The following is a 26,121-nucleotide window of genomic DNA, read 5'->3' on the forward strand; positions in this document are numbered from 1 at the left end:
ATGACGGTCACCGCCCCCGACCACGCCCCCGTCACCGAGGTGCCCAAGTCCAGCGGCACCCGGCTGGTCGACCGCGTCTTCAAGATGCGCGAACTCGCCATCCTGGCCGTCTTCCTGGTGATGATCGCCATCACCCAGGCGGGCAACAGCGAGTTCCTGTCCGAGCAGGGCATCAAGGACCTCCTGCTGAACGCGACCATCCTGGTGCTGGTCGCCACCGGCCAGGCCATGGTCGTCATCACCCGCAACGTCGACCTGTCCGTCGGCTCCACCCTGGGCATCAGTGCCTTCGCCACCGGCCTCTACCTCCAGGGCGGCGGCAACCCGGTCGTCGCCGTCGCCTTGGCGGTGCTGCTCGGCATCGGCTTCGGCCTGCTGAACGGCCTGCTCGTCAGTCTCGGCCAGGTGCCCGCCCTCGTCGTCACCCTCGGCACCCTCTACATCATCCGCGGCATCGACTCCATCTGGGTCGGCTCCCGCCAGATCACCGCGGCCGACCTGCCCGGCGGGTTCGTGGACTTCGGCTCCGGCGGCCTCTCGGCCGTGCCGTGGCTGGCGATGATCGCCCTCGTCGTGCTGGTGGCGACCGCGTACTACCTCAAGCACTACGGCAGCGGCCGCGAGATGTACGCCCTCGGCTCCAACCCCGAGGCCGCCCGCCTCGCCGGCATCCCCGTCCGCAAGCGGATCCTGATCGCGTACACCTTCTGCGGGGGCCTCGCCGGCCTCGCGGGCGCCATGTACCTGGCCCGGTTCGGCAACGTCGACTCCGGGACCGGCAACGGCTACGAACTCACCGTCGTCAGCGCGGTCGTGGTCGGCGGAGTGGTCTTCACCGGCGGCTCCGGCAGCGTCTACGGGGCCGCGCTCGGCGCCCTGCTCCTCACCTCCATCAACAGCGTGCTGCCCGCCCTCGGCGTCAGCTCCGTGTGGGTGCTCGCCATCAACGGCATCCTGCTCATCCTCGCCATCGCGGTCGACCGGATCGTCGCCCTGCGCGTGGCCTCGGCCCTGAAGAAGAAGTCGGCCGCGGCCAGGACCACCGCTGCCCCCGTGAAGAAGGGAGACGCCGGCCATGCCTGAGTCGCTCACCCGCGCCGTCCGCTGGTCCGCCTCCTTGAGGTGGGACGGGGCCGTCGGTGCCCTGCTGATCGTCCTGTTGCTGCTGTCCTTCTCCACCGTCGACGGCTTCGGCAACGCCCTCAACCTGTCGTTCCTGATCGGCAACACCCTGCCCATCGCGCTCATCGCCCTGCCGATGACACTTCTCGTGGTCTCCGGCGAGATCGACCTCTCGGTGGCCTCCACGGCCGGACTGTCCGGCGCGGTGATGGGTGCCCTGTGGAACCAGGGCATGACGATCGAGGCGATCATCCCGATCTGTCTGCTGCTCGGTGTCGTCTGCGGGCTGATCAACGGCCTGCTGGTCACCCGGCTCGGACTGCCGTCCCTCGCCGTCACCATCGGCACCCTCGCCGCCTACCGGGGCATCGCACAGATCGTCCTCGGCTCCGACGCGGTGACCGACTTCCCCACCCAGTACCTGGACTTCGCGGCCGGGCGCGTCGGGGACACCTTCGTCCCGCAGGCCTTCCTGCCCTTCCTGGTGCTGCTCGCGATCGCCGTGGTCGCCCTGCACGCCACGCCGTTCGGGCGGTCGCTGTTCGCGATCGGCGCGAACGAGGAGGCGGCCCGGTTCGCCGGGATCCGCGTCAAGCGGCAGAAGCTGATCCTCTTCACGGTGACCGGCCTGATGGCCTCCCTCACCGGCATCTTCTGGGCGCTGCACTACGCCAGCGCCCGCTACGACAACGCCACCGGACTCGAACTGTCCGTCGTGGCGGCCGTGTTGCTCGGCGGCATCGACTTCGACGGCGGCAAGGGCACTCTCGGCGGCGCGATCGCGGGAGTCTTCCTGCTCGGCGCGCTGCAGAACGTGATGAGCCTCCAGGATGTCTCCGCTCAGTCGCAGATCGTCGTCACCGGCGTTCTGCTCGTCCTCTCCGTGCTCGGCCCTCGGGTCGCACGGCAGATCGCTGTCGCGAGGGCGGGGCGCCGAGCCGCCTCGGCCCCGACCTCGTCCCTCAGTTCACCCTCGTAAAGGAACCCTCGCCATGCGCAAGTCGACCCTCCGCCGCACCTGTGTGGCCTTCGCCGCCGTCACCTCCCTCGCCCTGGCCGCCACCGCCTGCGGTGGCACCACCAAGGAGGACGTGAAGAGCGACAGCACCGGCTCCGCCGCCTCCGCCGGCAAGGCCGATCCCAACGCCGAACTGAAGAAGGGCCTGACCGTCGGCTTCCTGCCGAAGCAGGTCAACAACCCGTACTTCACCTCCGCCGACAAGGGCGGCGAGGCGGCCCTGAAGGAGCTGGGCTCCAGCTACAAGGAGGTCGGCCCCTCCAGCGCCACCGACACCTCCGGCCAGGTCTCCTACGTCAACACGCTCACCCAGCAGCAGGTCGACGCGATGGCCGTGTCCGCGCAGGACCCGGGCGCCCTGTGCACCGCGCTCAAGCAGGCCATGAGCAACGACATCAAGGTCGTCACCTACGACTCGGACACCAACCCCGAGTGCCGCAACGCCTTCGTCTCGCAGGCCAGCGCCGAGGACCTCGGCCGCACCGAGGTGCAGCTGCTCGCCGAACAGATCGGCTACAAGGGCGAGATCGCGATCCTGTCCGCCGCGCAGACCGCGACCAACCAGAACACCTGGATCGAGTTCATGAAGGACGAACTCAAGGACCCGAAGTACAAGGACATCAAGCTCGTCAAGACCGCGTACGGCAACGACGACGCCCAGCAGTCCTTCCAGCAGACCCAGGGCCTGCTCCAGGAGTACCCGAACCTGAAGGGGATCATCTCCCCGACCACCGTCGGCATCAAGGCGGCCGCCCAGTACCTGTCGGGCTCCAAGTACAAGGGCAAGGTCAAGCTGACCGGCCTCGGCACCCCCAACGACATGCGCAAGTACGTCAAGAACGGCACCGTCGAGGGCTTCGAGCTGTGGGACCCGTCGAAGCTCGGCGAGCTGGCCGCCCGTACCGCCGTCGCGCTGGTGTCGGGTCAGATCACCGGCAAGGAGGGCGAGACCTTCAAGGCCGGCGACATGGGCGAGTACACCATAGGCAAGGACGGCGTGATCAGCCTCGGCAAGCCGACCGTGTTCGACGCGAAGAACATCGACCAGTTCAACTTCTAGTCACTGGAGTGGCGTTGACGCAGCGTGTGTGCTTCCTGCTGAAGGTCCGGGCGGACCGTCTCGACGAGTACCGAGAGCGGCACGCCGCCGTGTGGCCGGAGATGCTTCAGGCACTCTCGGCCACCGGCTGGCACAACTACTCGCTCTTCCTGCGGGACGACGGCCTGCTCGTCGGCTACCTGGAGACCGAGGACTTCGCCGCCGCCCAGGCCGGCATGGAAGCCACCGAGGTCAACGCTCGCTGGCAGGCGGAGATGGCGCCGTTCTTCGAGTTGTTGGACGGCGCCCGGCCCGACGAGGCCATGAAACCGCTCACCGAGGTGTTCCACCTCGCCTGATCCCCCCGCTCCACCTCGCCGACAATGGAGTCCCCGAGATGAACAGACGTACGCTGCTGGGTGCCGCCCTCGCCGGAGCCGTGATGACCCCCGTATTCGCCGCCGGAACCGCCCGGGCCGCCGACCCCGGTCCCTCGGTCACCCGGACCGGAACCACCACCCTCGACAGCCAGGCCCTCTTCTTCGTGTCCTACGACGGCCTGGTCAACAACAACTCCTTCCAGAAGAACGGCCTGCTGACCTACAAGGGCTACCAGTACGCCGTCTGGTACACCGCCGACCGCAACGCCGTCGTCGGCCGCCGCGTCCTCGGCGGCAGCACCTGGTCCACCGTCCAGGTCGGCCACACCCTCAAGGTCAACGACTCCCACAACGTCATCTCCATGGGCGTCTCCAAGGTCGACGGCCGTCTCCACCTCAACATGGACTCCCACAGCGACGGCTTCACCTACGTCAAGTCGGTGGCCGGCCTCATGGACAACCCGGCCGGCCTGAGCTGGACCGCGAGCCGCTTCGGCGCACCCCAGTCCACCCTGGACGGACTGGCGCTCACCTCTCAGTTCACGTATCCCCAGTTCGTCTCCACCCCCGACGGCAAGCTCCAGCTCAGCTACCGGGTCGCCATCTCCGGCAACGGCCGCAACGCCCTCGCCGAGTACGACGGTTCGACGTGGACGAACCTCGGTGAGTGGTCCAGCTCCACCGGCACCTACACCAGCGAGCACGGCTCCAGCACGGCCCGCAACATGTACCTGCACGGCATCGACTACGACCGCAACGGCCGGCTGCACTCCTTCTTCACCTGGCGCGAGCAGAACGGCGCCGTGATGTGCAACAGCGGCGGCATCACCAACCACGACACCGGCTACGTCTACTCCGACGACCGCGGCCGCACCTGGCGCAACAACGCGGGCGCCGTGGTCGGCACCACCGGCGGCTCCGACAAGGTGGCGGTCACCGACGCCGGGCTCGTCGTGGACCCGCTGAACCCGGACCACTCCCTGATGAACCAGGAGAGCCAGTTCACCGACTCGGCGGGCCGGCCGCACGCCATCATCAGCTACGTACCGGGCCGCTTCGGGCAGTGCACTACGGACTACGTGGCCAACCGCACCGCCAACGGCCGCGCGTTCCATGTCCGCAAGAACGCCTCCGGCACCTGGCAGAAGACCGAGATACCGGTCCCGCTGAACTCCAGCCAGCGCACCAAGCTGGCCCTGGACAAGTACGACAACGCGTACGCGATCTTCCCGTTCGGCCGGATCGCCGGAGCCTCGGCGGCCTCCGGATACACCGACTGGACGGTGCTCTTCGACGGCAGCGGGCTCAACGCCTTCGGCGAGGTCGTCATCGACGAGACGCGCATCGCGCAGGACAACGTCCTGTCCGTCCTTTACCAGGAGAAGTCGAGCGGTACGACCCCCTCGGCGCTCCACGTCGTCGACTTCCGACTGCCCGCCTGACCCGGTCTGGAGTGCGGCGGGATGACGTAATGTGAAGCCCTTCCCGCCGCGCTCGTTCCTCATCGTTCTCCAGGAGGTCCCCGCCAGATGGCCCAGTCGGTGGGTATCAAGGACGTCGCCCGTGCCGCCGGAGTCTCCGTCGGTACCGTCTCGAACGTCATCAACCGTCCGGACACGGTCGCGACCGAGACCCGTGCGCGGGTGCTGTCCGCGATAGACCGGCTCGGCTACGTCCGCAGCGAGTCCGCGCGCCAGCTCCGCGCGGGCCGCAGCCGCATCATGGGCCTGCTCGTCCTCGACATGGGCAACCCCTTCTTCGTCGACGTGGCGCGCGGCGCGGAACGGGCCGCGCGCGAGGCCGGCCTCGGCGTGATGGTCTGCAACAGCGCCCAGAACCCCGGCGAGGAGGCCGACTACCTCTCGCTCTTCGCCGAGCAGCGGGTCCGGGGCGTCCTGCTGACGCCCGCGGATGCGACGGGCCGCAACATCGAGTCCTTCCGGCGCCACGGCATCCCCTTCGTCCTCGTCGACCGGGTCGCCGAGGGCACCACCGAGTGCTCGGTCTCCGTCGACGACGTGGCGGGCGGCGCGCTCGCCGTACGACACCTCGTCGACGCCGGACACCGCTCCCTCGCGTACGTCAGCGGCCCGCCCGGCCTCAACCAGGTCCGCGACCGCCGTACGGGCGCCCTGAACGCCCTCGCCGAGGCCGGCCTCGGCCCCGAAGCCCTCCGCGAACTGCCCACCGAACGGCTCGACGTGGCCGCCGGCCGGGACGCCGGCGCCCGCCTGCTCGGCCTCGGCGACCGCCCGACCGCCGTCTTCTGCGCCAACGACCTGCTCGCCCTGGGCGTCCTGCAGGCCATGTACGCGGCCGGCGTCGGCGTCCCCGACGAGCTGGCGATCGTCGGTTACGACGACATCGAGTTCGCCGCCGCGGCGGCCGTCCCGCTCACCTCGGTCCGCCAGCCCGCCGTCACCATGGGCGCCCTGGCCGCCGAGCTCCTCCTGGAGGAGACGGAGGAGGAGACCTCGCCGCGCGGTCACACGCACCGAAGCGTCGTCCTCCAGCCGGAACTCGTGGTGCGCCGCTCCAGCCTCTCGGCACGCTGACTCAGCTGACTCCAGGGTCAGTAGGATTTCATGATCCCGGGGGTCGGTGGCCGCAGGAACATGTGCTGAACTGGGACGCGGTCCGCAATCCGTCCGTCCCGGGAGCCCTGTTGTCCCTCACCTACCGCCAGCCCGGCGTCGTCCTCACCGACCGCCGCTTCACCGTGCCCCTCGACCACGACGACCCGGCGGGGGAGAGCATCGAGCTCTACGCCCGCGAGGTCGTCGCGAGCGACAAGGCGGGCCAGGACCTGCCGTGGCTGGTCTACCTCCAGGGCGGCCCCGGCTTCGGGGCGAACCGCTTCGTCGGCAAGCCGGCCTGGCTCGGCCGCGCCCTGAAGGAGTACCGCGTCCTGCTCCTGGACCAGCGCGGCACCGGCCACTCCACCCCCGCCAACCGCCAGACGCTCCCGCTGCGCGGCGGCCCCGTCGAACAGGCCGACTACCTGGCCCGCTTCCGCGCCGACTCCATCGTCCGTGACTGCGAGGCCATCCGCCCGGCCGTCACGGGCGGCGCCCCCTGGACCGTCCTCGGCCAGAGCTTCGGCGGCTTCTGCACGGTGACCTACCTGTCGATCGCCCCGGAGGGCCTGCGCGCCGCCGTCGTCACCGGCGGCCTGCCCTCGCTCGACGCCCACGCCGACGACGTCTACCGGGCCGCCTACCCGCGCATCGAGCGCAAGGTCACCGCGCACTACGAGCGCTACCCGCAGGACGTCGACCGCGCCCGGCAGATCGCCGAGTACGTCCTGCAGCACGAGCCGGTCCTGCCGAACGGCTACCGGCTCACCGCCGAGGCCTTCCAGTCCCTCGGTCGCATCCTCGGCGGCAGCGAGGGCAGCCATCGCCTGCACTTCCTCCTGGAACACGCCTTCGTGCGCACCCCGCAGGGCCCCGCCCTGTCCGACGCGTTCCAGGAAGAGGCCCAGGCCCTCCTGTCGTACGCGAGTCACCCCCTGTACGCCCTGGTCCACGAGGCGATCTACGGCCAGGACCGGCGTCCCACCGTCTGGTCGGCCGAACGCGTCCGCACCGAGTTCCCCCGGTTCGACGCCGCCAAGACCCTCGCCGGCGACGGACCGCTTTTGTTCACCGGCGAGTCGGTCCACCCCTGGATGTTCGACTGCGACCCGGCACTGCGCCCCCTGCGCGAGACCGCCGAACTCCTCGCCGCCCGCACCGACTGGACCCCCCTGTACGACCCGGCCCGCCTCGCCGCCAACGAGGTTCCGGCCGCGGCGGCCGTCTACCACGACGACATGTACGTCGACACCTCCCACGCCCTTCAGACGGCCCGCGCCGTCCGCGGCCTGCGCACCTGGGTGACCGACGAGTTCGAACACGACGGCGTACGGGCAGGCGGCCCGCGCGTCCTGGACCGGCTGCTGGCACTCACCCGCGACGAGGCCTGAGGCCACGCCGAGCCGACATGCCGGGCCGGAAATTCCGGCATAAGGTGCGTTTCGTTGGCTCGGCGGCTCAGGAGGCTCGGATGCCCGAACCCATCGTCCCTCTCGTCCGGTCCCGGCCGGCCGCCGTCGCGCTGGTGGTGGCCGCCGGGCTCGTGCTGGTGTCGTGCGGCACGGACGACGACACCGGTACGCCGAACACCGCGCGGCCGACCGCCCCCGACACGGCCTCCTTCTCCGGCACACCGCCCACCGCGCTGGAGTCCAAGGCCTCCTCCGCCGTCGAGTCGGCGCGCGCGGCGGCCTCCGCGGCGGCCTCCTCCGCATCGGCCGCGGCGGCCTCCTTCGAGGCCTCGGTGTCGGCCGAGGTGGAGCGGGCGAACCAGGCCGCCGCGGCCGAGCTCAAGGACGTCGACGGACAGGGCAATGCGATGTCCGACGTCGCCATGACCGGCAAACCGCGCTCCGAGACCGGCGGCCTGCTCGCCGTCGTCGTCACCATCACCAACAAGACCGACCGGACCGCGTCGTACGCCGTCCAGGTCGACTTCCTCGACGACTCCGGCAAGGCCGTCGAGACCCGGTACGTCGGCGCGGAGGACCTCGAACCCGGCGAGAAGGCCCAGCCCTTCGCCGTCAGCCGCAAGCCCGCCGAACCGGTCCTCACGCCGAAACTGGCCAAGGCACAGCGCTATTGAGGCGAGACGTTCACAGCCCGGCACAGGCGTGGTTGGATCAACACGCCTTCACACGGCGCCGGGATCGTCTTGGGGGACGGCATGAACGAGACGGAACTGCTCGCGGACCGCTTCGAAGAACACCGCGGGCACCTGCGGGCGGTGGCCTACCGCATGCTCGGCTCGCTGGCCGAGGCGGAGGACGCCGTCCAGGAGACCTGGCTGAAGCTGAGCCGCACCGACGCGGGCGACATCCACAACCTCGGCGGCTGGCTGACCACCGTCGTCGGCCGGGTCTGCCTCGACCTGCTGCGCTCGCGCACCGTGCGCCGCGAGGACCCCCTCGACGACACGTTCGTCCCCGACCCGGTGATCCGGCCGCTCACGCGGACCGACCCGGAGCAGGAGGTCCTCCAGGCCGACTCGGTCGGTCTCGCCCTCCTGGTGGTCCTGGAGACCCTGGAACCCGCCGAGCGGCTCGCGTTCGTGCTGCACGACATGTTCGCGGTGCCGTTCGACGACATCGCCTCGATCCTGGAGCGCAGTCCGGCCGCGACCCGCCAACTGGCCAGCCGGGCCCGGCGCCGGGTCCAGGGGGCCACGCCCTCGGCCGAACCCGACCTCGGCAGGCAACGCCAGGTCGTCGACGCCTTCCTGGCCGCCAGCCGCGCCGGGGACTTCGAGGCGCTGCTCGCCGTCCTGCATCCCGACATCGTGCTGCGGGTCGACTCCGGGGCGCTCGTCGCCGGTGCGGCCGCCTCGAAACTGGTGCGCGGCGCGAAGGCGGTGGCCGAACAGGCGCTCATGTTCCGGCAGTTCGCGCCGCTCGCCCAAGTCGCTCTCGTCAACGGCGAGATCGGCCTGCTCAACGCCCCCGACGGACAGCTGCAGTCGGTCATGGGCGTCACCGTCGTCGACGGCCGGATCACCGAGATGTACATCCTGGCCGATCCCGACCGCCTCGCAGGTCTCGAACTGCCCGGCGCGTTGGGCTGAGTCAGGCGGCGAGAGCCGGCGCGCCGAGGCTGCGGTGCGGGCTCACGACCCGTCCGTCGGGCAGGAGTTCACCCGTGTCGTCGAAGACGATGGTGCCGTTGCACAGCAGGCTCCAGCCCTGTTCGGGGTGGGCCGACACGATGACGGCGCAGGGGTGGTCCGGGCTGTCGGCGGTGGGACACGGGGGCTGGTGGCTGCACATGGCGTCTCCTCGATCCGGGTACGGCTCCTGCCTGGTTCGGCTCGTACCTCAGTGGTAGCGGAGGTTGTTTTCGGTTGGATGAGGGGACCCCCACAAGGCCGGAAACCCATCGGTGAGTTTCCGGCCCACGGCCGCGTCCGCTCCACGCCGGAGGGACGCGGATCGGGGGCATGACCTGCGGGAAAGTAGGCTGGAGGTCATGCCAGACCATATGACCGACCGGGCCGAGCTGCGCGGCGACTGCGAGCGCTGCTTCGGCCTGTGCTGCGTCGCTCTGCCCTTCGCCGCCTCGGCGGACTTCGCCATCGACAAGCCGGCCGGCACGCCCTGCCCGAACCTCCGCGGCGACCACCGCTGCGGCATCCACGCCGAGCTGCGGACGAAGGGCTTCAACGGCTGCACGGTGTACGACTGCTTCGGCGCCGGGCAGAAGGTCTCGCAGATCACCTTCGGCGGCCGGGACCGGCGCACGGGCCCACCCGAGGACGCCCGGCGCATGGTCGAGGTCTTCCCGGTCGTCCGCCAGCTCCACGAACTGCTCTGGTACCTCACCGAGGCACTCACCCTGCCGGCCGCCCGCCCGATCCACGCCGACCTCGGCCGGGCGCTGGAGCGGACCGAGGCGCTCACCCGTCAAACCCCGGAGGAACTCGGCGCGTTGGACGTCGGCGCACACCGACAGGAGGTCAACGTGCTCCTCCTGAAGACCAGCGAGCTGGCCCGGGCGGGCATCCGCGGCAAGAAGAAGAACCGCCGCGGCGCGGACCTGATGGGCGCCCGTCTCAAGGGCGCCGACCTGCGGGGCGCCAATCTGCGCGGCGCCTACTTCATAGCCGCCGACCTCACCGGCGCCGACCTGCGCGGCGCGGATCTGGTCGGCGCCGACCTGCGCGACGCCGACCTCACGGACGCGGACCTGACCGACGCCTTCTTCCTCACCCAGCCGCAGCTGAACACGGCCCGGGGCAGCGCGGGCACCCGGCTGCCGAGGTCAGTCACCCGCCCCGTGCACTGGACAGCGCGGCTCTGACGGAGCCTCGTCGACGGCGGCCGGGGCAGCCGGGCCCGCGGTGGTGCCCGCCCGCCGCTCCAGGTACAGCCGCAACCCCTCAGGCATCAGCGTGAGCCGCTCGGTCACCCGCAGCCGGTAGTCCGGGTCGGGCCGCAGCTCGTAGCGGCGCAGCAGCAGGCCGAGGACCAGCGTGGCCTCGTGCAGCGCGAACTGCCGCCCGATGCAGGCCCGCGCCCCGGTCCCGAACGGCTTGAAGGCGTGCGGGGGACGGGACCGTACGGCCTTCGCCTCGAAGCGGTCCGGGTCGAACTCCTCGGCGTCGGCACCCCAGACCGCCCGCTCGCGGTGCAGCATCGGCGTGATCACCAGCGTCCACGCGCCCCGCCGCATCGGATGCGTGCCCGCGAGCACCGTGTCCTGCCGGGCCTCCCGGGCGTAGGCGGGCGCCGTCGGCCACAGCCGCAGTGTCTCGTCCAGCACCCGGCGCACGTACCGCAGCTTGGCCACCTGGTCGTAGCCGGGCAGCGCCGTGCCGCCCCAGACCTCGTCCACCTCGGCGCGGGCCCGGGCGGCGACGCCCGGATGCCGGGCGAGGTAGTGGAGGGCGAAGGACAGCGCGCCCGATGTGGTCTCGTGGCCCGCGACCAGGAAGGTGATGACCTGGCGCCGGACGTTCTCCGCCGACAGCCGCTCCCCGGTCTCGGGGTGGGCCGTCTGCAGCATCCGGTCCAGCAGGTCTCCGCCCCCGTCCCAGCCCGCCGTACGCCGGGCACGGACCAGGTCGTCGACCGTGCGGTTGAGGTAGGCGATGTCGGCCTCGTTGCGACGCGCGGCGCGGCGCAGAAGCTGGGGGAACGGCACCGTGTTCAGCCGCTGCGCATAGGTGAGCGTGCCGATCATCGCCGTCACGAAGGGGTGCGGCCGGTCGCGTTCGAAGGAGCCGAAGTCGTGCCCGAAGCCGGTCCGCGCGATCGTCTCCAGGGTCAGCTTGGTCATGTCGCCGGGCACGTCCACCGCCCGGCCCGCCACCAGCTCGCGGTCCCAGTGGTCGGTGAGCCGCCCGGCCACCGCCAGCATGTTCGCGTGGTAGCCCGCCATGGCCTCCCGGCTGAAGCCCGGGGCCAGGACGTCGTGGGCCAGCTGCCAGTTCGGCTCGTGGTTGTACGCCGTGAACAGCCCGTCCCCGGCGACCGGCCGCAGGTTCGCGACCCCCAGCCCCACGTGCTTGGCGAACCGCGACTCGTCCGCCAGGTCGGCCACGAGCTCGGCGCCCCACGTGAACACGAACTCCCTGCCGAAGGCCCTGCGCCGGAAGATCGGCCCCAGCTGCCGGGCGTTCCGGACGGTGTCCTGCAGAGGGGTGTGCCGGTCGACGCCGATCACGTCACCGAGCAGGGGCAGCCGGTGCGGCGGATGCGGGATGCGGCGCAGCTCCGGCCAGCCCTGCTCGGCACCGCGGAATCCGGTGGGGAGCGTTGCCCCTTCCGTCGTGTCCGCCATGGACCGTCTCCCTTGGTGCGGCGGCAGGGTGAGCGTGTTGTACGTCGGTTCAACAACGCGCTCCAGTCTGGTCCCGCTGTTGAATCGACGTCAAGTAAAGTGCGGCCCATGGCCGCGAACCAGGGCGAACGCGCACGCCGTCGGCTCAGCACCGAGGAGCGCCGGGAGCAGCTGCTGTCGGTGGGGGCGCGGCTGTTCTCCGAGAGCCCGTACGACGAGGTGTGGATCGAGCAGGTCGCCGAGATCGCCGGTGTCTCGCGCGGGTTGCTCTATCACTACTTCCCGACCAAGCGGGACTTCTTCGCGGCGGTCGTCGAGCGGGAGAGCGAGCGGATGCTGCGGATGACGGCGGCCGTGCCCGGTGTGCCGGTGCGCGAGCAGCTCGCCGCCGGCCTCGACACGTATCTCGAGTACGTCCGGGCGCACGCGCACGGCTACCGCGCCTTCCACCGTGCCGACGCGGCGGGCGACCAGTCGGTCCGCAAGGTCTATCGGACGGCGCTGGCCGCGCAGGAGCGGCAGATCCTCGCGGCACTGGCCGCCGACCCCGAGTTCGGCCCGCTCGCACAGGAGCGGCCCGACCTCCGGCTGGCCGTCCGGGGCTGGCTGGCGTTCACCACCGCCGTCTGCCTGGAGTGGCTGCGCGGCTCGGAGCTGTCCCGGGAGCAGGTGCGGGACCTGTGCGCCAAGGCGCTGCTGGGCGTCATCTGACCGGGACCGCCCGGCCGTTCGAACCGTCCCCGGGACATTCATGTCCGCTCGCGGTTGGCTTCGGCCCCGATCTTCGATAGGTTAGGCAAGGCTTACCTAAGGGGGTTTTGGGATGGGTGACAGCCAAACCTGGACGGCGGCTCCTTCCACGGCGGAGTGGGCCCGTTCGGTGCTCGCCGCCGCATGGTCCTGCGCGGTGACCGCGGAGGGCGGACGCGAGGAGTTCGTCGGCGCGCACACCGTCGCCGAGGACGGGCGGGTGCTGCTGCACGTGCCCGAGGACAGCACCCTGCTCGCGGCCGCGATCTGCGCGCCCCGCGGGGAGCCGTCCGCCGTCCTGGAGTTCGCCGACGTAGCGCCCGTCCCCGTGCGCAACCGGATCCGCGCCCGGCTGTGGATGGCCGGCTGGTTCGTCCCCGAGGACGGCCACCTGGCGTTCCGGCCCACGCGTGTGGTGCTGCGCCGGCCGTCCGGCGCGGTGGTCGTCGACCTCGACGAGTTCGCGGCCGCCGCACCCGACCCGCTGGCCACCGCCGAGGCCCGGCTGCTCACGCACCTCGCCGACTGCCACGCCGACGCGGTCGAGCGGCTCACCCGCCTCGTCGACTCCGACAGCCTGCACGGCGCGGTCCGCGTCCAGCCCCTCGCGGTGGACCGGCACGGGCTGACGCTGCGCATCGAGCGCGCCCGCGGCAACGGCGACGTACGGCTGGCCTTCCACCGGCCCGCCGACGACGTCTCCCAGCTCACGGAGCGCATGCACGTCCTGCTCACCCAGGCCAGCGCCGCCACCTGCCCCCGGGCGCTACAGCGGCAGCGCACAGACGGCGACGGGTGACGCGAACGGCTCGCCCGCGAGCCGCAGTTCACCGCTGTCCTCGTCCACGTGGAAGACGCTCACCGTGCCGGACTTCTGGTTCGCCGCGAACAGCAGCGTCCCGTCCGGCGAGAAGGCGATCTGCCGCGGGAAGTCGCCGGAGACCGGAACCGTGTCGAGCAGCCTGAGCCGGGCGCCGTCCGCCTCCACGGCGTAACGCGTGAGGCTGTTGTGGCCCCGGTTGGCGAGATAGGCGTACGCGCCGTTCGACGTCACCAGGATCTGTGCCGGGTAGTTGGTCCCCGAGCCGGTCCCCGTCGACTGGGCGTCACCTACGGTCAGTCGGCCGCCGTCCGGATCGTAGGCGCAGACCGCCACCGTGTTGTCGACCTCGTTGGCCAGATACGCGTACCGGCCCCCGGGGTGGAAGGTCAGGTGCCGCGGCCCGGCGCCCGGCCGGGTGTGCGCCTGCGCGACCTCGCCGAGCCGGCCGGTCCGCTCGTCCAGGCGGTAGGTGTACACGGTGTCCGTGCCCAGGTCGACGGCGAGCACATGGCCGCCGTCCGGACTCGTCACGAACTGGTGGGCGTGCGGCCCCTCCTGGCCCGGCCCGGGCGCCGGACTGGAGTGCGTGACCAGATCGGCGCGTTCACCGAGCGCGCCCGAAGCATCGATCGGGTGCACGGCCACACTGCCGGACGTGTAGTTGGCGCTGAGCAGCCAGCGCCCGCCCGGATGCACGGACAGATGACAGGGCCCCCCGCCGCCGGTGCTGCGGCTCCCCAGAACCTTGCGGTCGGACAGCCGCACGGCGGTCACGGCACCCGCCTCGCGCTCGTTCACCGCGTACAGCGTGCGCCCGTTCGGATGCACCGCGAGGTACGACGGGTCGCCGACGCCGGTGAGCGTGCCGGTCTTGGTGATACGGCCGCTCGTGGCGTCATAGGTGGCCAGACCGATGCCGGTGCCGCCGCCCTCCACGGAGGTGTAGGTGCCGACATAGAGCGGACGGGGGCCGGAGGGCGCGCGGCTCCGCGCCGGAGCGCTCGTACTCGCCTCAGGAGTGCTCGTACCAGCCTCGGCGGCCGTCGGGTCGGTGGGCGGCGGCGCGTCGTTGCACGCGGGCAGTACGGCCGCGGCACCCGCCCCTGTCAGGGCGCCGACGAATCGGCGCCTGCTCCAGCCCTCACTGCCCATGTGCACACCTCAGGTCGTCGCTCGTCCCGTCACGACTGCCACCTTGACGTGCATCCGCGGTCAGGTGCAACAACGGCATCCCGCGTTGCGCAAGGCGCAACAGGCCCGTCGGCTTGTCGGCTACCAGTCGCCTACCAGTCGCCGTCCTCGACCGGCTTCCCCGGCGCGTCCTTCAGCGGCTGCACCTGCTGCGGCGAGGGCTCCTGCCAGGGTTCGTGGTCGTCCCCGAGCCAGTCGCCGACCGGCTTGACGTCCTGGAGGGTGTCCGTGGCGGTGAGGTCCGCGGCGTCCTGGTCGTAGTAGTCGAACCAGGGCAGCCCGGCGCGGGTGTACGCGGCGCGGTCCACGGGCGACGGCGGAGGAGCCTCGCCGGTGATGCGGCGCCACTCGGGAGGCGTCACCAGGTGCACGAACACCCGGCCCGCGGGCTGCTCGGCCCAGTCCGCCGGCGGCCGGTCGTCCCGGTAGACCTCCTGGCGCATCGAGCCGCCCACACCGAGACCCATGGCGGCCGCGGCCCGCGGCCGGCCTCCCGCCGGAGCCGCGGCAGGGGCTGCCGGTGCCGCCATGGGCATCGCCGCTCCGTAGCTCTTGCCCGGGGAAGGCATCGCCCTGGCCCGCTCGGCCCGAAGCCGCTCCTTCTCGCGCCACCGGGCCAGCGGCCCCTCGTTCAACGGGAAGGACTGCAGTTGTACGCCGCCCCAGACCTCCTCGCCCGTGACCTGCCCCTCGACGGTCGCGCCCAGCCCCAGCGGCACCGCCACGAACTGGCGGACCGTGCCCTTCCCGGAGTTGATGCCGTCCAGCCACGGCTGACGCGGCAGGACGACGTAGTTCTGCGGATCGCGGGAGAGCCTCCCGCTCCAGGGCCGGCCCGAGACCGCGCACACCTTGCCCACCCCGACCTGCAACGCGGCCGGCTCCCTGGTGCCCGAGAAGCTCAGCCACATCGCCTCGCGCAGGTACACCGGCAGCATCACCCCGCCGCGCGCCCGCCATCCCTCCGGGACGGTGTCCGGGTAGTCGCTGACCCGGCGGACGGGGAACTCGCCTAGCCCCGGCGGCAGCGGATGCGTGCCTGTCTCGGGCAGCCGCAGCGTGCGGACGAACCGCACCGCCGCACCGCCCGGCAGCCGCAGTGTGTTCCCGTCGATCCGCACGGTGGTGTCGGTCATCGGCCCGCCCCCTTCGTCCCGGCCCCCCAAGGCGTGCCGCCTCAAGGTGACCTCGTCACCTTGAACGTCTCTCGGCGGTCGCGCGGTTCCGGCGCAGCTGCGCGGGCACGCGCAGGTTCTCCCGCAGCCGGGTGAGCCGGGGCATGCGTTCGCGCTGCTCGCGGGAGACGCGGTCCAGTTCCTCCAGGAGGCGGCGCGAGCGGTGCTCGGTGTCGAGCTCGTCCAGGATCCGGTTCACCTCGGTGAGGACGGCACCGAGCAGTTGCCACTGACGGGCGTCGCGCTGGACCTCTTCCAGCAGCAGCTGGGCCAGCTTGTCGCGGGTGGCCGCGGCCTGTCGCAACTCGGCGGTCAGCCGGGACTCCGCCGCATCGGCGTTCAGGCTCACCGGGGTGGTGACCAGGACCGCGAAGCTGACCACGGCATCCGCGATCTCCGACAGCAGCCGCTCCACGGTGGCGCCCGTCTCCGACGCGAAGGAGCGTGGCAGAGGCTCGGACTCGCGCTCCTTGGCGAGATCGGTGAAGGTGCGCGCGAGCACGCGCAGCACGACCGTGCAGATCTCCAGCGTGTCCAGGCCGGTGCGCAGTACCACCCGGTACAGCAGGCCCTCCTTCACGCGGGGATTGAACCGCAGGCTGTCCTCGGCCTGCCTGAGGGCCGCGTCCACCTCGACGATGTCGTGGTCGAGCCGCCGTGCCTCGTGCAGCCGGGCCGTCGCATGCTCGACGGGCGTCCGGCCCGCCGCTTCCTCACCCATGCTCAGCATCAACTGCCGCAGCCGGCGGGCCAGCCCCTCGATCGACTCCCCGGCCTCGCCCACCCACACCGGAGGGGCGAACAGCAGATTGCAGCCGAGGCCGACGACCGCGCCGATCAGCGTCTCCAGCACCCGCGCCCAGGCGGTGTCCCCGACGGTTGTGACCCCGAGCACCAGCATTGCGCTGATCGCCACCTCGGGCACGAACTCGTCGACCCGGACCAGGTGCCCGACGGCCAGCGCGGCCATGATCAGCAGCCCGAGGCTCCACCAGGTCAGACCCACCAGCAGACTGAAGGCGATGGCGACGAGGACCCCCGCCACCACGGAGTTCACCCGGCGGATTCCGGTGGTGAGCGTGGAGTAGAGGGTGACCTGGACGACCAGCAGCGCGGTCAGCGGCGCGGTGAGCGGAGCCGCCTCGGGGCTGAAGCGCAGCGCGATGACATACGCGATCGTCGCCGCGGCCGACGACCGCAGCGCCTGTACGACGACCGGGTCCCGGTGCCGCTTCACAAAGCGCACCAGGGACGCCGTCCACTCACGTACGTCTCGCATCCTTGGGCAGTCCCCTTCCACAGATGTACCGAAGGTACTCATCGAGGACCGTAACTGTCCGCAAGGAAACGTACTCCCTGATTCCGCTACACGTCAGACGTACAGCTTGTCGAGGAACGCCGTCAGGTTCCCCGTCGTCCTGGCGATCTGCTGCTCCAGGCTGAGGCTTTCCTCGAAGCGGAACCCGGATTTCACGGCCTTCTTGCCGCGCAGGTAGAGGGAACAGGCCAGGTCGGTGCACATGTAGATACCCACCGAGTTGCCTTCGCGGCCCGCCGTGCCCGCCTTTCGGGCGGTCATCAGGGAGACGCCGCCGCCCGGGTGGGTGGTCAGGCACAGCGAACACATGCTGCGGTGCAGGAAGCCGCGCTGAGAGGACGGGAAACGCAGGGTGACGCCCGCCGTCCGGCCCTCCCGCTCGGTGACGAGATAGCTGCGGTCGGGCGCTCCGGGATCGCGCCAGCCCAGGAAGTCCAGGTCGTCCCACGGGCGTTGGTCGAGGTCACGGGGGACGGCCAGGCGTTTGGCCTCGCCCTTCGAGCAGTTGACGAACGAGCTGCGGATGTCGTGCTCGGAGAGTGCTTTCATGGGGGCCTCCTGGGGGCTCGCACACTGAAACCTAGGGGTATTAGGTTGCGGTCAGGGTAGGCAGGCGGTTGCGGGAGGGGCCAGCGGATTTCCGGGTCGTCGGGTCAGTGCGCGGGGAGGGCCGCGCTGCTCCATGGGTACCGTGTGCGCCGGACGCGTTCCGTACGCTGTACCGGGAGCACACGGCGAACGGTGGCTCAACGGACTGGTGGAGGCCGGGCGTTACGTCGAGGACGGACGTGTACGCGATCGGCCGACCGGAGGGAAAGGGGCGGGTGCGGGTGGGGGATCCGACGCAGAGCTGGGAGCGGGCCCGGCAGGTCCTGGAAGAGGCGGGCCTGCCCGCCGACCTTCTCACCCACGTCCGCCCGCTGACCGGGGGCACCTACAACACCGTCGAGGAAGTCCTCCTCGCCGACGGCAGCCGTTACGTGCTGAAGGTCGCCCCCGCGCCGACCGAGCCGGGGCTGCGGTACGAGAGCCGCCTTCTGGTCTCCGAGGTGGAGTTCTACCGGGCGGCCGCCGAGGCCGGCGTAACGGCGCCGCACGTCGTGGCGTTCGGCGCCGACGCCGCCGCACCGCGGCTGCTGATGACGGCCTGCCCCGGCGACCCCTGGAACGGATCCCTCACCGAGCTCGAACGGGCGCCCCTGCGCACGGAGTTGGGCCGCCAGGTGGCTCGTCTGCACCGCGTGACCGGGCCGGGCTTCGGCTATCCGTCGGGCGCCCTCGGACCGCTCGTCCCCGACTGGCGGACCGCCTTCGGCGCCATGATCGAGGCGGTCCTGGACGACGCCCGCCGCTACCGGGCCCGACTGCCCCGCCCCGCCGACGAGGTGGCCCGGACCATACAGGCCGCCCTCCCCGCGCTCGACGAGGTCACCACCCCCTGCCTGGTCCACTTCGACCTCTGGGACGGGAACATCCTCCTGGAACGCCCGGTGGGGGAACAGCCGCGCATCGGCGGGCTCATCGACGGCGAGCGCATGTTCTGGGGCGACCCTCTCGCCGACTTCGTCTCCCTGGCGCTGCTGGGCGACATCAAGAAGGACGAGGCGTTCCTCGCGGGCTACCGGGAAGCCGGCGGGCGGCTTGAGTTCGACGCCCCGGCGCGACTCCGCCTCGCCCTGTACCGCGCCTACCTCTACCTGATCATGCTGGCCGAGACGGTTCCGCGAGCGGTCGACGCCGACAAGGAGCGATGGGTTCAGGAGGTGGTCGCTCCGGAGCTCGTCGGGGCGCTGGAGGAGATCGAGGAGCTGGCCCGCGTTTAGCGTAGTCCTCCCACTCCTGCAGCTTGGTGTTGAAGAGGTTGACGTCGTCGATGACCTGGCCTTCCAGCCGTCAGTCCAGGAAATTGGCCAGTGCGTCACGAGACGCCGACGAAAGCCGGCCCGGGTCCAATTCGCTCAATGTGAGGCGAAGGGTTTCTTCCCGCATCAGGGGAATCGCCGCGACCAATAGTTCTTCGCTCCCGAAGAGTGGTTCCACGACTTGGAAGTAAGCCGCGCCACTCACGGATTCGTTCGAGCTCCGGAGGAGCGTTTCAGTGAAATCGAAGCTCCTGCGCAACAGGTCTTCGTTCGGCTCTTCTTCCGTGAGAGCCGGCCGCAGTACACGGCGGAAGAAAACATCGGAAAGAAATTCGTAGAGGTCGAACCACTCCATTTCGCCGACCACGGCCTGCCCCGCGGGCGCTGATGCGGCAGCCTCCAGCAGAACCCGGGTCTCCGGCACCATGCGCAGCAGCAGACCAGGAATCTGCCGTCTTCTGATTTCCGACACGCCATACCTCACATCACCGACCGGACGAAGGGTTACTTCTTCCCTGTCTCCATCGAAACACTGGCTTTCCGGTCGAGTTCCAGGAGATTGGTGATTGCTGGATCAGTCCGGTAGCGGTCCGTCCATCACCCGCACCGCCCGTCTCCGCCAGTGCGGTGGCAGAGGCCGGTTCCGAAGGCCGCCCCCAGCGCGGAGGTGACGAACTCCGAGAAGGCCGCCACCGCCACCGGGGTCCGGCTGCCCTGGGAGAAGTCGGTCAAGGTGACGCTCGGCAAGGAACCGTTCGTCAGCATCACCCTGAACGAGAAGGGCGGGCAGGCCCGCTGTGCGCCGGCCATCCGGGGCAGGCACGTCCAAAGCACCTTGGCCATGGGCGAGCACTGAGCCGCACACCTCCCGCAGACCGGCAGTGCCCGCGTCACCATCGGGCCCTGGAAGCCGCACACGCCGTGAGGCCGCCGCGTGTTGCAGAGCGGCGGGGGTGCCGGAATCCGGTCGTGGCCCGGGACTGTTGACCGCACGCATCGCGCGTGCTCGGCTGGTGACCCGTTGTGTCCCACGGGGGATGGCCGACCCTGCCCTGCCCGGGGCGCCGCCGAACCGGGCGCACTGTGCCGTCACCACCCGGCCACCCACCCCGCGACAACAAGAGGGAGGCGGACAGCGTGGTCGAGCACGTGGTTGTCATCGGCGCGGGCGTCTACGGCGCGGCGGTGACTGCCTCGCTGACGCGGCGGGGTGCCCGCGTCACCGTCGTGGACGCCGGTGCGCCCGCGAGTGGCACCTCTGGTGCGACGTTCTCGTGGACCAACTCCTGCGGCAAGCAGCCACGGATCTACCACGATCTCAGTGTCGCGAGCATGCGAGCGCACCGGCGACTGGCGGCTGAAGTGCCCTTCAGCGACTGGTACCACGAGGGCGGCAACCTGGAGTGGGCCGACGACGACGAGCGCGAGGAACTGCGCAAGAAGGTCGCCGGCGTCCTGGACTACGGATACGAGGCGCGTTGGCTCAGCCGGGCGGAGGCGCTGAGCCTCGAACCGGACCTCGACCCCGCCGCACTGCCGGCGGACGGGATCGCCTACTTCCCGCGCGAGGGCTGGATCGATCCGACCCGCCTCATCGGCCACCTGCTCTCCAGCGCCGTCTCCCGCGGTGCCGAGCTGGTACGCGACGACCCCGTCACCGGCCTGGAGTCGGCCGCCGGTCTGGTGCGCGCCGTCCGGCTCGCCTCGGGGCGGCAGCTCGCGGCGGACGCGGTCGTCAACTGTGCGGGGCCGCAGGCTGCCGGCATCGCCGAGTTCGCCGGCCTGGTTCTGCCGATGCGCAACACCCGCGGTGTGCTGATCCACACCTCGCCGGTCGCGGTCTCGGTGTCCCGTGTCATCCACGCCCCGCACGTCCACCTGCGCCCGGACGGCGCCGGACGGCTGCTGCTGCACTCTCCTGAGACCGATGGTGCGGCGTACGTGACCGCCACCGGTGAGGTCGGCGTCGAGCGATCAGCGGTGACCGGCGTGCTCGAAGCGGCCAGTGCGCTGTACCCAGGGATCCGAGCCGCGGCCGTGGAAGGCGTGCGGGTAGGTGAACGGCCCATCCCCGGTGACGGCCTGCCGGTCCTGGGGCGCGCGGTCGAGCTGCCCAACTTCCATTTCGCCGTCTCGCACAGCGGTGCCACCCTGAGCGTGCACGCCGGCGACCTGGTCGCGGCCGAGGTGCTCGGCGAGGACCTGGGCGAAGCCCTGGCCGCGTTCCGGTTCGAACGGTTCTGACGGGCGGCGGCCGGGCCGGGCTCCGGCCGGGCGCGGTTCCTGCCCGCCGTACGCCGGTCTGGCGCACGGCCCTGGAGGAACGGGCGCCGCACTGACGTTTCGCTGGTCACGGCGGAGGTACTCGCGTGGCGCCCGAACCAGGCGAAGGGAGTACGCCGTGGCCGCGCACCGCGACGAAGGACCCGGTGAGAACGGGGTGCCCGTACCCCGGGACCTGCCGGACCAGCAGGCCCACGACGGCGAGGACCCCTGGGAGGTCGGCGCCGGTGGCGGGCAGGGGGACACCGTCGACACCAACGAGGCCGCGGAGTCCGCCGGGAGGCCTGACGAAGCCGATGAGGCCAAGGAGACCGACGAGACCGAGGAGACCGACGAGCCCGCCGCCGACGTCCCCGACACGGACGAGTCGGGCACCGGCAGGCGGGGCGCGCCGCAATCGGGCGCGGTGCACCCGGAGCACCCGGTACCGGACGAATCCTCCGCCTGACCGAACCGCCTGACCGAACCGATCGGCCTGACCCGGGGGTGGGCCCCTCAGCTCAGCTCAGCCGACCTTCCGGCCCTGCAAGGGTTCTGTCTTTGCCCCCGCCCCCTGCTGCAGGCCCAGCAGGAACTCCTCCAGCACCTCCGGGGCCGTGTGCTCCGGGTGCCAGCCGAGTTCAGTGTGAGCGCGCGTGCAGTCCATCAGGGGGAGCCTGAGGACCGCGTCGAAGAGGTGCGGGGAGGCAGGCAGCAGGTGCAGGCCCCAGGCGGCGGCGATCGCCGAGCGGGCCGCGGTGCGCGGCAGCCGTACGGGGCGGGCGCCGAGCATCTCGCCCAGCAGCTCGGCGTCGACGGGCGGTTCGCCCGCCAGGTTGAAGGCGCCGTTGACATTGGTGCGCAGGGCGAGGTGGTACGCCTGGGCCGCGTCATCGGTGTGCAGCGCCTGGACGCGCAGGCCCGGGATGTCCGGGAGGAAGGGCAGCACGTCGGGCCGCGCCAGCGGGCCCGGCAGGAAGCGGCCGCCGAAGATGCGGCGCTGCTCGCTCGCCGACTCCCGCTTGAACAGGAAGGCGGGCCGCATCCGCACCACCCGCACGTCGGGGTGGTCCCGCTCGAACGTGTCCAGGGCACGCTCCAGATACGCCTTCTCCCGGCAGTACGCGGCGTCCGGCCAGCCGTGCGTCGGCCAGCTCTCGTCCACCGTGTGATCCTTCGGCCCCGGCGAGTACGCGCCGACGGACGACGCGTGCACCAGGGTCGGCACGGCCGCCGTGGCCACCGCGTCGAACACCCTCATGGAGCCGAGCACGTTGGTGCGCCAGGTCGCCGCCGGGTCGTGCGTCGGCTGGAACGCCCACGCGAGATGGACCACCGCGTGGGCGCCCTCGAATTCCCTGACCAGATCGGACTGGTCGGACGCCAGGTCGACCGCCGACCACTCCGTCTTCGAGAGCTCCCAGTCGGGGAGCCGGCGGGCCAGCCCCCGCACCGACCCGACCTTCGAGTCCTCGGAGAGAAGGCGCACCAGGCTGGTGCCCACGTTCCCGGTGGCTCCTGTGACCACGATCCTGCTGCCCGTTGCACTGCTCACCTTCGGCTCCTCTCGACCGCGGGTCCGACGGGGCTGCCCGAGTACCCGGCCACCGGTGATGCACGCGGCGCACGGCCCGGATTCCGGACGGGAGAGGATCACGTCATGAGCGAGATCATCCTGATGTCCGACCTCAGGGTCGCCGCCGTTCCGGTCGACGAGTGCGGTGACGCTCTCGTGGACGTGAGGGGGTCCCTGCTCGTCGACGACCGCAAGCACCAGGACTCCCGGGGCGCCGAGGTCCACCTGCGGCGCGGCGTCCTCGACCGGCTCCTGCGGGCGCAGACCCTGCTGCCCGAGGACCTGCGCCTGCTCTTCGTCGAGGGATACCGGCCACCGGCCCTCCAGCGGTCCTACTTCGAGCAGTACGCGGACGAACTGCGAGCCGACCACCCGGACTGGCCCGCCGACCGAATCCTCCCCCACTCTCGGCTCCGCTCGAGCGGGGGGACCCCCATGGCGGCCAGCCGCTACGTTTCTCCGCCGGAGATCGCCCCGCACACCGCGGGCGCGGCCGTCGACCTGACGCTCGCCGACACCCGCGGCCGTGAACTCGACCTCGGCACCCCCATGAACGCCAGCCCCGAAGAGAGCGCGGGCGCCTGCTACACCGCGGCCGACGGCATCACCGACGAGGCCAGGGCCAACCGCGCCGTGCTCGGCGGGGCCCTGAGCGCGGCCGGGCTCGTCAACTACCCGACCGAGTGGTGGCACTGGTCGTACGGGGACCGCTACTGGGCCCTGGCGACCGGCGCTCCGGCCGCGCTCTACGGGCCCCGGGAACTCGGCGCGTCACACTAGCTAGCCCTGGTCGGCGAAGGCGTCGACGCCCGTGCGCCGCGCCGACAGCTCCCACAGGCGGGCCGCCTGGTTCGGGTCGACGGCGTAGTCCTTGACGCCGGTGCGTTCGCCGTCGGCGGGGGCCGGTTCGGCGATGTCGCAGTCTTCCAGGTAGACGCCGCCCAGGCCGGACAGCTGGGGCGAGGTCGCGGCCCAGACCTGGGTGGCGGCGCCCTGCTGCGGGGTCTTCATGCCCTGCTGCGGGACGGGGTGGCCGGCCTCGTCGATCCAGCCGTTCGCGACCATCTCCGCCCTCGGCAGATGCCGCTGGAGGGGAGTGAGGATGCCGCCGGGGTGCAGGGAGAAGGCGCGGACACCGCGGTCCCGGGCGAGCCGGTCGAGGTGGACGGCGAACAGGACGTTCGCCGTCTTCGCCTGGCCGTACGCCTGCCACTTGTCGTAGCCGCGCCGCCAGTCGATGTCCTCCCAGCGGACGCCGGAGAAGTGATGGCCCCGCGAGGACACGGAGACCACCCGGGCGCCGCCCGGCTCGATGGCCGGCCACAGGCGGTTGACGAGGGCGAAGTGGCCCAGGTGGTTCGTGGCGAACTGCGCCTCCCAGCCCGGCCCGGTCCGGGTCTCGGGGCAGGCCATGATCCCGGCGTTGCCGATGACGAAGTCGAGGGTGCGGCCCGAGGCGAGGAACCGTTCCGCGAAGGCGCGCACGCTCTCCAGGTCGCCCAGGTCCAGTTCGTCCACCTCGACGCCGTCGAGGCCGGCCAGGGCCTCCCGGGCGGCGGCGGGGCGCCGGGCGGGGACCACGACCCGGGCGCCGGCCTTCGTGAGTGCCCGCGTGGTCTCCAGGCCGAGGCCGGAGTAGCCGCCGGTGACGAGGGCGAGCTGTCCGGTGAGATCGATACCGGCCAGGACGTCGTCGGCGGTGCTGTGGGCGCCGAAGCCCGAGCCGATCTTGTGCTGTGCGGTGCTGGCAGTGCTCATGCCCGGAACGCTACGAATTGGAGTGCTCTCGAAGTCAAGCCCGGTCGGCGGACCCGCTGAGGAAATGGGGAAGCCCCGACCGGACGGGGGAATCACGGTCGGGGCTGGCTCAGGTGTGGGTGCGGATGGCGGTCGCCTCTCGGCGAAAGGCTCCACAGGGCTTCAGCCGAACGATCGTCCCTGTGGGCAAAAGGTGAGGCCCGGGGACACTGTCCCATCCACACCCACGGTCTGTTCAACGGGCAACCACCCGTGGATGTTCCGTCGTTCCCCGCGTGGCGGGGTGATCCGTGTCACGAGCGCCCGGCGCCCGGAACGGCCTCGTTCCAGAGGTTCTCCGCCTGCAGCAGCAGGGTGCCCAGGACGACCGTACGAGTGAGGTCCTGCTCGGCGTGCTCGTGCAGCCCTTTGCGCAGCCGCTCGTGCAGCTCCCACATCGCCTCCTCGTTCTCGTCGGCCGAACGTGCTTGCTCGCCGGTGCCCACCAGACGGTCCCGCTCCGCGTGGCACGCGTCCCCGATGAGCTCCAGGAGACGGGCGTACGAGCGCAGGACGGAGCCGTCGGGCGGGGCGGGCGTCCGGTCGCCGTCGGCCGCCACCGCCAGCGCCCGGGTCAGTGCTCCGATGTGCCCGGTGATACGGCTCCAGCGCTCGTCCTCCTCGGGGGGCGGGACACTCGGCGGGACCCGGTGGAGGGCCCGGACCGGGCCGTAGGTGAAGCGCAGGCTCTCCTGGCTCCAGCCGCGGGCCGACCGCAGCGCGTCCAGCCGCCGCTCCAGTCGTGCGGCGCCACTCGACCAGTCGGCGGCGGACTGCGTGTCCCACTCGGTCTCCCGCAGATCGGCGGCGACGGTGTGCAGCAGGTCGCCGGTCTCCTCGGCGAGCGCCGCCAGGTTCTCCCGTACGTCCCGCAGATGGATCGGCGGCAGCACGAGCGCGTTGACGGCGACCCCGATGACCGCGCCCAGGGCCGCCTGCCCCACCCGGTGACCGACCGCCGACGCGGTGACCGTGCCGGTGGCGAGGGTGAACACCGCGGTGGTCGCCCCGTAGATGCCCTGGTCGCCGAAGCGGGACCAGTTCGAGAGCAGCATCAGCACGGGTACGGACAGTGCCAGCGCGCCCAGTGTGTCGCCGGTGAGCCACTGTGCCGCCGATGCCAGCAGCGTCCCGGCACAGATCGCCGTGAACTGCTGCGCGGCCTGCCTGAGCGAGCTGTAGACCGTGGCCTGCACCAGCACCAGGGCCACCCACGGCGCCATCAATGCCATCGGGTCGCTCAGCCAGTCGCTCGCCACGTACCAGGCGAGCAGCGCCGCAGCGGCGGCCTTCAGCGACTGCACGACCAGGTCGCGTTCCCGTCCGGGGCCGCGCCAGGCCGCCAGGACGGCCCCGCTCACGACGTGCGCCTCCCGCCGCAGGGCGTCGGCCGGGCGGGCGGAGCGCACGCGTACCCCATCTCTCACACGGATCATGCCGGGTGGGTATCCCCGCGG

The 26,121-nt window shown here is 71.4% G+C and carries 27 protein-coding genes; 17 read left to right on the top strand and 10 right to left on the bottom strand.

What is annotated here, in order from left to right; translation table 11 throughout:
* From QFZ76_RS43785 to sigJ, 9 genes are all read left to right on the top strand, one after another.
* Positions 1–1,083 carry an ABC transporter permease gene (locus QFZ76_RS43785; protein WP_266451103.1) on the top strand — a complete coding sequence of 361 codons (1,083 nt, stop codon included), beginning with the start codon at positions 1–3 and terminating at the stop codon, positions 1,081–1,083.
* Positions 1,076–2,101: an ABC transporter permease gene (locus QFZ76_RS43790; RefSeq protein WP_307678901.1), complete on the top strand. Its 1,026-nt coding sequence runs from the start codon at positions 1,076–1,078 to the stop codon at positions 2,099–2,101. The genes QFZ76_RS43785 and QFZ76_RS43790 overlap by 8 nt, the downstream gene beginning before the upstream one ends.
* A 13-nt stretch (positions 2,102–2,114) precedes the next feature.
* Entirely contained in the window at positions 2,115–3,200 is a 1,086-nt protein-coding gene (gene rhaS, locus QFZ76_RS43795) for a rhamnose ABC transporter substrate-binding protein (RefSeq protein ID WP_307678902.1), read from the top strand.
* Positions 3,201–3,214: 14 nt separating this feature from the next.
* On the top strand, positions 3,215–3,538 hold the full coding sequence (locus QFZ76_RS43800) for an L-rhamnose mutarotase (RefSeq protein WP_307678903.1): 324 nt from the start codon (positions 3,215–3,217) through the stop codon (positions 3,536–3,538).
* Positions 3,539–3,576: 38 nt separating this feature from the next.
* Positions 3,577–5,001: a BNR repeat-containing protein gene (locus QFZ76_RS43805; RefSeq protein ID WP_307678904.1), complete on the top strand. Its 1,425-nt coding sequence runs from the start codon at positions 3,577–3,579 to the stop codon at positions 4,999–5,001.
* A gap of 87 nt (positions 5,002–5,088) precedes the next feature.
* Positions 5,089–6,114, top strand: a complete 1,026-nt coding sequence (locus tag QFZ76_RS43810) for a LacI family DNA-binding transcriptional regulator (RefSeq protein WP_307678905.1) — start codon at positions 5,089–5,091, stop codon at positions 6,112–6,114.
* A gap of 110 nt (positions 6,115–6,224) precedes the next feature.
* The gene (locus QFZ76_RS43815) at positions 6,225–7,526 is read left to right on the top strand and encodes an alpha/beta fold hydrolase (protein ID WP_307680304.1); all 1,302 of its coding nucleotides are present in this window, start codon (positions 6,225–6,227) and stop codon (positions 7,524–7,526) included.
* 80 nt (positions 7,527–7,606) lie between these two features.
* On the top strand, positions 7,607–8,221 hold the full coding sequence (locus QFZ76_RS43820) for an FxLYD domain-containing protein (protein WP_307678906.1): 615 nt from the start codon (positions 7,607–7,609) through the stop codon (positions 8,219–8,221).
* 81 nt (positions 8,222–8,302) lie between these two features.
* Positions 8,303–9,196: an RNA polymerase sigma factor SigJ gene (sigJ, locus tag QFZ76_RS43825; protein ID WP_307678907.1), complete on the top strand. Its 894-nt coding sequence runs from the start codon at positions 8,303–8,305 to the stop codon at positions 9,194–9,196.
* Between the two features lies 1 nt (position 9,197).
* Here sigJ and QFZ76_RS43830 read toward each other — a convergent pair whose 3' ends face one another.
* Positions 9,198–9,398, bottom strand: coding sequence for a DUF5999 family protein (locus tag QFZ76_RS43830; protein WP_266451112.1), 201 nt, complete (start codon positions 9,396–9,398; stop codon positions 9,198–9,200).
* Positions 9,399–9,597: 199 nt separating this feature from the next.
* Here QFZ76_RS43830 and QFZ76_RS43835 point away from each other — a divergent pair, with 199 nt between their 5' ends.
* Positions 9,598–10,428, top strand: coding sequence for a pentapeptide repeat-containing protein (locus tag QFZ76_RS43835; RefSeq protein ID WP_307678908.1), 831 nt, complete (start codon positions 9,598–9,600; stop codon positions 10,426–10,428).
* Here QFZ76_RS43835 and QFZ76_RS43840 read toward each other — a convergent pair.
* Entirely contained in the window at positions 10,390–11,910 is a 1,521-nt protein-coding gene (locus QFZ76_RS43840; RefSeq protein ID WP_307678909.1) for a cytochrome P450, read from the bottom strand. The two genes, QFZ76_RS43835 and QFZ76_RS43840, sit on opposite strands and share 39 nt — an antisense overlap.
* 108 nt (positions 11,911–12,018) lie before the next feature.
* Between QFZ76_RS43840 and QFZ76_RS43845 the strand changes: the two genes are divergently transcribed.
* On the top strand, positions 12,019–12,621 hold the full coding sequence (locus QFZ76_RS43845; RefSeq protein ID WP_307678910.1) for a TetR/AcrR family transcriptional regulator: 603 nt from the start codon (positions 12,019–12,021) through the stop codon (positions 12,619–12,621).
* A gap of 112 nt (positions 12,622–12,733) precedes the next feature.
* On the top strand, positions 12,734–13,459 hold the full coding sequence (locus tag QFZ76_RS43850) for a DUF2470 domain-containing protein (RefSeq protein WP_307678911.1): 726 nt from the start codon (positions 12,734–12,736) through the stop codon (positions 13,457–13,459).
* On the opposite strand, the gene QFZ76_RS43855 is transcribed toward QFZ76_RS43850, so the two are convergent.
* The 4 genes from QFZ76_RS43855 to QFZ76_RS43870 all read right to left on the bottom strand — a co-directional run bounded on the left by QFZ76_RS43855 (position 13,427) and on the right by QFZ76_RS43870 (position 17,716).
* On the bottom strand, positions 13,427–14,635 hold the full coding sequence (locus tag QFZ76_RS43855; RefSeq protein ID WP_307678912.1) for a lactonase family protein: 1,209 nt from the start codon (positions 14,633–14,635) through the stop codon (positions 13,427–13,429). The two genes, QFZ76_RS43850 and QFZ76_RS43855, sit on opposite strands and share 33 nt — an antisense overlap.
* Before the next feature lie 131 nt (positions 14,636–14,766).
* Positions 14,767–15,810 (bottom strand): hypothetical protein, encoded by a 1,044-nt coding sequence (locus QFZ76_RS43860; protein ID WP_307678913.1) that lies wholly within the window; start codon positions 15,808–15,810, stop codon positions 14,767–14,769.
* Between the two features lie 55 nt (positions 15,811–15,865).
* Positions 15,866–17,128, bottom strand: a complete 1,263-nt coding sequence (locus tag QFZ76_RS43865) for an aromatic acid exporter family protein (RefSeq protein ID WP_307678914.1) — start codon at positions 17,126–17,128, stop codon at positions 15,866–15,868.
* A gap of 93 nt (positions 17,129–17,221) precedes the next feature.
* On the bottom strand, positions 17,222–17,716 hold the full coding sequence (locus QFZ76_RS43870) for an FBP domain-containing protein (protein WP_307678915.1): 495 nt from the start codon (positions 17,714–17,716) through the stop codon (positions 17,222–17,224).
* A 281-nt stretch (positions 17,717–17,997) separates the two neighbouring features.
* On the opposite strand from QFZ76_RS43870, the gene QFZ76_RS43875 reads away from it, so the two are divergent.
* Entirely contained in the window at positions 17,998–18,990 is a 993-nt protein-coding gene (locus tag QFZ76_RS43875) for a phosphotransferase family protein (RefSeq protein ID WP_307678917.1), read from the top strand.
* Between the two features lie 70 nt (positions 18,991–19,060).
* Here the strand turns inward: QFZ76_RS43875 and QFZ76_RS43880 are convergent, their stop codons facing one another.
* Positions 19,061–19,501: a hypothetical protein gene (locus QFZ76_RS43880; RefSeq protein WP_307678918.1), complete on the bottom strand. Its 441-nt coding sequence runs from the start codon at positions 19,499–19,501 to the stop codon at positions 19,061–19,063.
* Between the two features lie 195 nt (positions 19,502–19,696).
* On the opposite strand from QFZ76_RS43880, the gene QFZ76_RS43885 reads away from it, so the two are divergent.
* From QFZ76_RS43885 to QFZ76_RS43895, 3 genes are all read left to right on the top strand, one after another.
* Complete coding sequence (locus QFZ76_RS43885) at positions 19,697–19,885, top strand: hypothetical protein (RefSeq protein ID WP_307678919.1); 189 nt, start codon at positions 19,697–19,699, stop codon at positions 19,883–19,885.
* Between the two features lie 281 nt (positions 19,886–20,166).
* Positions 20,167–21,273, top strand: a complete 1,107-nt coding sequence (locus QFZ76_RS43890; protein ID WP_307678920.1) for an FAD-binding oxidoreductase — start codon at positions 20,167–20,169, stop codon at positions 21,271–21,273.
* Between the two features lie 157 nt (positions 21,274–21,430).
* Positions 21,431–21,760, top strand: coding sequence for a hypothetical protein (locus QFZ76_RS43895; protein WP_307678921.1), 330 nt, complete (start codon positions 21,431–21,433; stop codon positions 21,758–21,760).
* A gap of 57 nt (positions 21,761–21,817) precedes the next feature.
* Here the strand turns inward: QFZ76_RS43895 and QFZ76_RS43900 are convergent, their stop codons facing one another.
* The gene (locus QFZ76_RS43900) at positions 21,818–22,846 is read right to left on the bottom strand and encodes an SDR family oxidoreductase (protein WP_307678922.1); all 1,029 of its coding nucleotides are present in this window, start codon (positions 22,844–22,846) and stop codon (positions 21,818–21,820) included.
* A gap of 105 nt (positions 22,847–22,951) precedes the next feature.
* Here QFZ76_RS43900 and QFZ76_RS43905 point away from each other — a divergent pair, with 105 nt between their 5' ends.
* Positions 22,952–23,647 (top strand): M15 family metallopeptidase, encoded by a 696-nt coding sequence (locus tag QFZ76_RS43905; protein WP_307678923.1) that lies wholly within the window; start codon positions 22,952–22,954, stop codon positions 23,645–23,647.
* Here QFZ76_RS43905 and QFZ76_RS43910 read toward each other — a convergent pair whose 3' ends face one another.
* Together QFZ76_RS43910 and QFZ76_RS43915 are read right to left on the bottom strand one after the other, a co-directional pair.
* Positions 23,648–24,625 carry an SDR family NAD(P)-dependent oxidoreductase gene (locus QFZ76_RS43910; RefSeq protein ID WP_307678924.1) on the bottom strand — a complete coding sequence of 326 codons (978 nt, stop codon included), beginning with the start codon at positions 24,623–24,625 and terminating at the stop codon, positions 23,648–23,650.
* A 293-nt stretch (positions 24,626–24,918) separates the two neighbouring features.
* Positions 24,919–26,100, bottom strand: coding sequence for an aromatic acid exporter family protein (locus tag QFZ76_RS43915; protein WP_307678925.1), 1,182 nt, complete (start codon positions 26,098–26,100; stop codon positions 24,919–24,921).
* Positions 26,101–26,121: the final 21 nt, after the last annotated feature.

Origin of the sequence: Streptomyces sp. V4I2, from assembly GCF_030817655.1 — a bacterium.
GTDB classification, from domain to species: Bacteria; Actinomycetota; Actinomycetes; order Streptomycetales; family Streptomycetaceae; genus Streptomyces; species Streptomyces plumbiresistens.

Excerpts from the sequence above, each read along its gene's own strand:
- QFZ76_RS43785 (WP_266451103.1), top strand. The coding sequence starts at position 1 with ATGACGGTCACCGCCCCCGACCACGCCCCCGTCACCGAGGTGCCCAAG.
- QFZ76_RS43790 (WP_307678901.1), top strand. The coding sequence starts at position 1,076 with ATGCCTGAGTCGCTCACCCGCGCCGTCCGCTGGTCCGCCTCCTTGAGG.
- rhaS (WP_307678902.1), top strand. The coding sequence starts at position 2,115 with ATGCGCAAGTCGACCCTCCGCCGCACCTGTGTGGCCTTCGCCGCCGTC.
- QFZ76_RS43805 (WP_307678904.1), top strand. The coding sequence starts at position 3,577 with ATGAACAGACGTACGCTGCTGGGTGCCGCCCTCGCCGGAGCCGTGATG.
- QFZ76_RS43810 (WP_307678905.1), top strand. The coding sequence starts at position 5,089 with ATGGCCCAGTCGGTGGGTATCAAGGACGTCGCCCGTGCCGCCGGAGTC.
- QFZ76_RS43820 (WP_307678906.1), top strand. The coding sequence starts at position 7,607 with ATGCCCGAACCCATCGTCCCTCTCGTCCGGTCCCGGCCGGCCGCCGTC.
- sigJ (WP_307678907.1), top strand. The coding sequence starts at position 8,303 with ATGAACGAGACGGAACTGCTCGCGGACCGCTTCGAAGAACACCGCGGG.
- QFZ76_RS43830 (WP_266451112.1), bottom strand. The coding sequence starts at position 9,398 with ATGTGCAGCCACCAGCCCCCGTGTCCCACCGCCGACAGCCCGGACCAC.
- QFZ76_RS43835 (WP_307678908.1), top strand. The coding sequence starts at position 9,598 with ATGCCAGACCATATGACCGACCGGGCCGAGCTGCGCGGCGACTGCGAG.
- QFZ76_RS43840 (WP_307678909.1), bottom strand. The coding sequence starts at position 11,910 with ATGGCGGACACGACGGAAGGGGCAACGCTCCCCACCGGATTCCGCGGT.
- QFZ76_RS43845 (WP_307678910.1), top strand. The coding sequence starts at position 12,019 with ATGGCCGCGAACCAGGGCGAACGCGCACGCCGTCGGCTCAGCACCGAG.
- QFZ76_RS43850 (WP_307678911.1), top strand. The coding sequence starts at position 12,734 with ATGGGTGACAGCCAAACCTGGACGGCGGCTCCTTCCACGGCGGAGTGG.
- QFZ76_RS43855 (WP_307678912.1), bottom strand. The coding sequence starts at position 14,635 with ATGGGCAGTGAGGGCTGGAGCAGGCGCCGATTCGTCGGCGCCCTGACA.
- QFZ76_RS43860 (WP_307678913.1), bottom strand. The coding sequence starts at position 15,810 with ATGACCGACACCACCGTGCGGATCGACGGGAACACACTGCGGCTGCCG.
- QFZ76_RS43865 (WP_307678914.1), bottom strand. The coding sequence starts at position 17,128 with ATGCGAGACGTACGTGAGTGGACGGCGTCCCTGGTGCGCTTTGTGAAG.
- QFZ76_RS43870 (WP_307678915.1), bottom strand. The coding sequence starts at position 17,716 with ATGAAAGCACTCTCCGAGCACGACATCCGCAGCTCGTTCGTCAACTGC.
- QFZ76_RS43905 (WP_307678923.1), top strand. The coding sequence starts at position 22,952 with ATGAGCGAGATCATCCTGATGTCCGACCTCAGGGTCGCCGCCGTTCCG.
- QFZ76_RS43910 (WP_307678924.1), bottom strand. The coding sequence starts at position 24,625 with ATGAGCACTGCCAGCACCGCACAGCACAAGATCGGCTCGGGCTTCGGC.
- QFZ76_RS43915 (WP_307678925.1), bottom strand. The coding sequence starts at position 26,100 with ATGATCCGTGTGAGAGATGGGGTACGCGTGCGCTCCGCCCGCCCGGCC.